The sequence below is a fragment of the Streptomyces sp. NPDC058469 genome, from assembly GCF_042721125.1.
In the GTDB taxonomy this organism is placed as follows: domain Bacteria; phylum Actinomycetota; class Actinomycetes; order Streptomycetales; family Streptomycetaceae; genus Streptomyces.
The window spans coordinates 1-6,136 of record NZ_JBHXME010000297.1 but is presented as its reverse complement, the minus strand read 5'-3'; the positions used below and the strand labels follow the sequence as shown (position 1 = coordinate 6,136).

1 protein-coding gene is annotated in these 6,136 nt (G+C 69.4%); it reads left to right on the top strand.

Going from position 1 to position 6,136, the window contains the following annotated elements:
• Positions 1–6,136 (top strand): amino acid adenylation domain-containing protein (locus ACFWP5_RS51470; protein WP_384174068.1); only part of this gene is annotated, 6,136 nt, incomplete at both ends.

Here is a 6,136-nt window from a genome sequence, read left to right as displayed (position 1 = left end):
CACGTCGGGGTCGACGGGTCGTCCGAAGGGTGTGCAGGTCGCGCATCGCAGTGTGGTGGGCATGGTGACCGCACTGGGCCCGGTGCTGGGTGCCGACCCGGATGTCCGCGTGTTGCAGTTCGCGTCGTTCAGCTTCGACGCGGCCGTGCTGGACATCGCGGTGACGCTGGCCTCGGGTGGCGCGCTGGTGGTGGCGAGCAGCGCTGAGCGCACTGCTCCGGAGGCGCTGACCGGGATGATCGGCGCCCAGGGTGTGGATGCGGCCAGTGTCGTGCCCTCCCTGCTGGGTGTCCTCAATCCGGACGAAGTCCCCGGCATTCAGACGTTGTTGCTGGGTGCGGAGCGGCTGACGCAGCCGGTGGCCCAGGCCTGGGCGCGGGACCGGACGCTGGTGAACACCTACGGTCCGACCGAGGCGACCGTCATGGTCACCGCCGGTGCGGTGGCCCCGGATGTACATGCGGCTCCGCCGATCGGTGCCCCGGTGGCGAACGCCCGCTTGTATGTCCTGGACGCGCGGTTGAACCCGGTGCCGGTTGGCGTGGCGGGCGAGGTGTACATCGCGGGCCCGCAGGTGGCCCGCGGCTACCGTGCCCAGCCCGTGCTCACCTCAGAGCGTTTCCTGCCGGACCCGTTCACCGCGGACGGCAGCCGTATGTACCGCTCCGGCGACCGGGCCCGCTGGCTCGCGGAAGGGCAGCTGGACTTCATCGGCCGTGCCGATGATCAGGTCAAGGTCCGTGGCTTCCGTATCGAACCCGGTGAGATCGAAGCCGTACTCGCCGCCCATCCCCAGATCCGTACCACCGTGGTGGCGGCGTTCGGTGACACCGAAGACCGCAAGCTCGTGGCCTACCTGGTCCCCGCCGACCAGACCGACGGCATCCCCTCCGTCACCGAACTCCGTGCCTTCGTGGGCGAACACCTCCCCACCTACATGATCCCGGCAGTCTTCCTGCCGCTCACGGATGTCCCCCTAAGTCCCAACGGCAAACTCGACCGCTCCGCGCTGCCGCTTCCGGACGGCGGGTGGCGGGTGGAGTCGGGTGAGTTCGTGGTTCCGGCGACCATGACCGAGGAGCTGTTGGCCGGTATATGGCAGCTCCTGCTGGGTGTGGAACGGATCGGGGTCACCGACAACTTCTTTGAGCTGGGCGGGCATTCGCTGCTCGCGACTCGTGTCAACTCCCGCATCCGGGAGCTGTTGGCGGTCGACGTACCGCTGTCCGCGTTGTTCGACCGCCCGACCGTGCGCGAGCTGGCCGTCGTCGTAGAGGGAGCCGGTCGGGCGGTCGCCGTGCCGCCGGTGGTGGCGGTGGACCGGGGCGAGCCGCTGCCGCTGTCGTTCGCCCAGCAGCGGCTGTGGTTCCTGGACCAGCTCGAACCCGGCTCGGCCGAGTACAACATCGCGCTGCCGGTGTGGCTGAGGGGCGAGAAGCCGGATGTGGAGGCGCTCAACGCGGCTCTGACCGCGCTCACAACCCGGCACGAGGTGCTGCGGACCCGGCTGGTGGCCGGCACGGACGGTGTTCCGTACCAATTGATCGACCCGCCCACAGAGTTCACGCTGCCGCTGGTGGACGTGTCCGGCGAGCCGGATCCGGTGACTGCCGCGCGCGACCTGGTGGCCGTGGACGCGACGGTGCCGTTCGATCTGACCTGCGGTCCGCTGATCCGTGCCACGCTCGTCAGGCTGGCTCCCGACGAGCACGTACTGGCCCTGTCGGTGCACCATGTCGTCTTCGACGAGTGGTCGGATCGAGTCTTCCGGCGTGAGCTTTCGGCCTTGTACGAGGCGTTCCGGGAAGGTGAGCGGAATCCGTTGCCGCCGCTGTCCGTGCAGTACGCGGACTTCGCGGCCTGGCAACGCCAGTGGCTCACCGGCGACGTGCTCGACCTTCAACTCGGTTACTGGAAAAGGAGGTTGGCGGGAGCTCCGGTGCTGGAGCTGCCCACCGACCGGCCGCGTCCGCCGGTTCGGTCCAGCGAGGGCGCGGCGCTGCGGTTCTCCGTTCCGGAGCGGACGGCTCAGACGCTGAGGCACCTGTCGCGCCGGAGCGGCGTGACCATGTTCATGACGCTGCTGGCCGGGCTCGACGTCCTGCTGAGCCGGTATGCGGGGTCGGACGACGTGGTCGTGGGCACGCCCGTCGCCCACCGGAACCGGACCGAGACCGAAGACCTGATCGGGTTCTTCGTCAACACCCTGGTACTGCGCACCGACTTGTCCGGTGACCCCTCCTTCGCCGAGCTGCTCGGGCGCGTACGCGAAACGGCGCTCGGTGCCTTCTCCAACCAGGATGTGCCGTTCGAGCAGCTCGTCGACGAACTGGTCACCGAGCGGGACCGGTCCCGTACCCCGCTGTTCCAGGTCATGTTCAACTACGCCGCCCGGGACGCCGACGACACCCGTGGCCCCGCCGAGGCGGACCGAGGCACGAGCCCGGCCCTCGGCGACTACGCCGACGCGGGGGCGTTGTCCGCGGACGTGCTGGCCGACAGCCTTCCCGCGAAGTACGACCTGCTGATCACACTGGGCGACAGCGAAAGCAGCATCGGCGTCGGCGGCGGCTGCCTGGTCGGTGAGGTGCAGTACAGCACCGCTCTGTACGACGCCACCACGATCGAGCGGATGACCGGGCATCTCGTGACGCTGCTGGAGTCGGTCGCCGCCGATGCCCAGCGGCCGTTGTCACAGGTACCCATGCTGTCGGCGGACGAGTGGAACCTCCTGGTGGACGAGTGGAACGCCACTCCGGCGCTGCCCTCCGCCGTCGCCCCCCGGGGTGTCCACGAGACGATCGCGGCACGTGCGGCCGAACGGCCCGACGCCGTGGCCGTGGTCTGCGGCGAGCGCCGGCTGACCTACGCGGGACTGATGGAGCGCGCGAACCGGCTGGCACACCAGCTGCGCGCGGCTGGTGTGGGTCGCGAGACGGTGGTGGGGCTGTACCTGGAACGCGGTCTCGACCTGGTGACGGCCATGCTGGCGGTGTGGCAGGCGGGCGGCGCCTACCTCTCGCTCGACCTGGGTTACCCGCCCGAGCGGCTCGGGTTCATGCTCGCCGACAGCCGTGCGACGGTCGTGGTGACCCAGTCGCACCTGTCCGATGCCATGACCCATGCCTTGACCGGCATACGGGCCGAGGCGCCGGACGCCGACCCGGCCGCGCTCCTGGTGGTGGACCTTCCGACGACAGCCGCCGCGATCGCCGCGCAACCGGCAACCGCGCCGACGACGACCACTACCGCCCCGGAACAGCTTGCCTACGTGATCTACACGTCGGGCTCGACCGGGCGCCCCAAAGGCGTGCTGGTTCCGCACGCCAACGTCCACAGCCTTTTCGAGGCCGCCGACAACACCGGCACCTTCGAACTCGACCCGGATGACGTGTGGAGCGTGAGTCACTCCTCCGCGTTCGACTTCTCGGTGTGGGAGATCTGGGGCGCGCTGACACACGGGGCCCGCTGCCTGCTCGTACCGACCGAGACCGTGCGTGAGCCGTGGCTGCTTCACGACGCGCTCGCCGCCGAGGGCGTCACCGTGCTCAGTGCCACACCGGAGCTCTTCCGCCAGCTGGCGGACGCCGACGAGGCCGGCCGTACGCTCACTGACCTGCGGTTCGTCGTGTTCGGCGGCGACGCTCTGCACCAGGCACACGTGGCACGGTGGGCCGGCACGCGCGGACTCGACGCCCCCGCCCTGGTGAACATGTACGGCATCACCGAGACCACGGTCCACGTCACGCACCACCGGATCGACGCCACGGACCTCGACGCCGACCTGAAGCTGCCCATCGGCCGTCCCCTGCCGGGGTGGCAGGTGTACGTCCTGGACGAGCACCTGAGGCCGGCCCCGGTGGGCGTACCCGGTGAGCTGTACATCGGGGGCTCCGGGGTGGCGCGTGGCTACGGGGGCCGACCTGCGCTGACGGCCGGGCGGTTCGTGGCCGATCCGTTCGCCGGGGACGGCTCGCGGTTCTACCGGTCGGGTGACCGGGCACGCCGACTGCCCGGCGGTGCCCTGGAGTTCCTCGGGCGCGCCGACAAGCAGGTCAAGGTCCGTGGATTCCGTATCGAGCCGGGTGAGATCGAGTCCCTGCTGACCGCACACAGGGGAGTGCGATCCGCAGTGGTGGACGCTTTCGGGGACGGCCCCGAACGCCGGCTGCTGGCCTACCTGGTTCCCGCTGATCCCGCCGAGGGCATCCCCTCACCGGCCGAACTGCGCGACCTCCTGCGGCAGAACCTCCCCGACTTCATGGTTCCGGCTGCCTTCGTCGAATTGGCCGCACTGCCCCTGACCTCGAACGGCAAGCTGGACCGGGCCGCCCTGCCCCGGCCGGACCAGTCGCACCCGCGGGACGACTTCGCCGCACCGACCGGGGTCACGGAGGAACTCCTCGCGGACATCTGGGCCCACGTGCTCGACGTGGAACGCGTCGGAGCCACCGACAACTTCTTCGAGCTCGGCGGCCACTCCCTGCTCGCCACCCAGGTGGTTTCCCGGATCCGCGAGGCGTTCGCGGTCGAGACCCCCCTCGCCGCCCTCTTCGACCAGCCGACCGTACGTCAACTCGCGGTGTCTCTCGACGAGCCGGTCGCCAACCCCGCCGTCGTCCCCCCGGTGACACCGGCGGACCGCGGCCAGGCACTACCGCTGTCGTTCGCCCAGCAACGACTGTGGTTCCTGGACCAACTCGCACCCGGCGCAGTGGAGTACGCCCTCCTGTCACCCGTCGGCTGGAACGGCCCCCTGGATGTGGGGGCTTTGGGTGGGGCGTTGTCGGGTGTGGTGGCGCGGCATGAGGTGTTGCGGACGCGGTTGGTGGCGGATGGGGAGGGTGTGCCGCGTCAGGTGATCGATGCGCCGGTGCCGTTCGTGCTGCCGGTGGTGGATGTGTCGGGGGAGCCGGATCCCCGGACTGCTGTACGGGCTTTGGTGGCGGCGGACGCCGCGGTTCCCTTCGATCTCGCGGCCGGACCGCTCGTACGGGCGACGCTCTTCCGGCTCGCACCCGACGAGCATGTACTGGCGTTGGCCATGCACCATGTCGTCTTCGACGAGTGGTCCGACCGGATCTTCCACCGTGAACTGATGGCCCTGTACGAGGCGTTCCGGTCGGGCGAGCCGGATCCGCTTCCCTCGCTGCCCGTCCAGTACGCCGACTTCGCGGTGTGGCAGCGTGAGTGGCTGACGGGCGAACTGCTCGACGATCAACTCACTTACTGGCGAGCCCAGTTGGAGGGCGCACCGACCCTCGACCTGCCGACTGACCGGCCGCGTCCGCCGGTTCGTTCTTCGGTGGGTGGGTCGGTGCGTTTCGTTGTGCCGGATGGGGTGGCGGAGGCGTTGCGGGGGTTGTCGCGCGAGTGTGGCGTGTCGATGTTCATGACGTTGTTGTCGGTGTATGCGGTGCTGCTGGGGCGGTATGCGGGGTCGGAGGATGTGGTGGTGGGCACGCCGGTGGCGAACCGGAATCGTGCCGAGACGGAGGATTTGATCGGGTTCTTCGTCAACACGCTTGTGATGCGTGCTGACTTGTCGGGTGATCCGTCGTTCCGTGATGTGTTGGGGCGGGTGCGGGAGACGGCGTTGGGTGCGTATGCGCATCAGGATGTGCCGTTCGAGCAGTTGGTGGAGGCGTTGGTCACCGACCGGGACCGGTCGCGTACCCCGCTGTTCCAGGCCCTCTTCAACTACGACTTCGTCGAAAGCGACACAAGCTCCGGGGATCGTCCCGCGACGGGGCGGACCGTCGACAGGAGCGGCAGCGCCGCCGACATGGTCGTCGCGAAGTTCGACCTCCGCCTGGTCCTGAGCGACGACGGTGATCGCATTGCCGGTGAGTTCGAGTACAGCACGGCGTTGTTCGACGCGGTGACGGTGGAGCGGTTGGCGGGACACCTGGTCACGCTGCTGGAAGCCGTGGCGACGGGTGCGGGCCGGCCGGTGGCCGAGCTGCCGCTGCTGACCACCGACGAGAGCGATCGACTCGTGCGGGAGTGGAACGGCACCGTCGCGTCTCTCCCCGAGGCGGGTGGGGTGCATGAGCTGATTGCTGCGCGGGCGGTGTTGGTGCCGGATGCGGTGGCGGTGGTGTCGGGTGAAGTGTCTTTGTCGTATGGGGGGTTG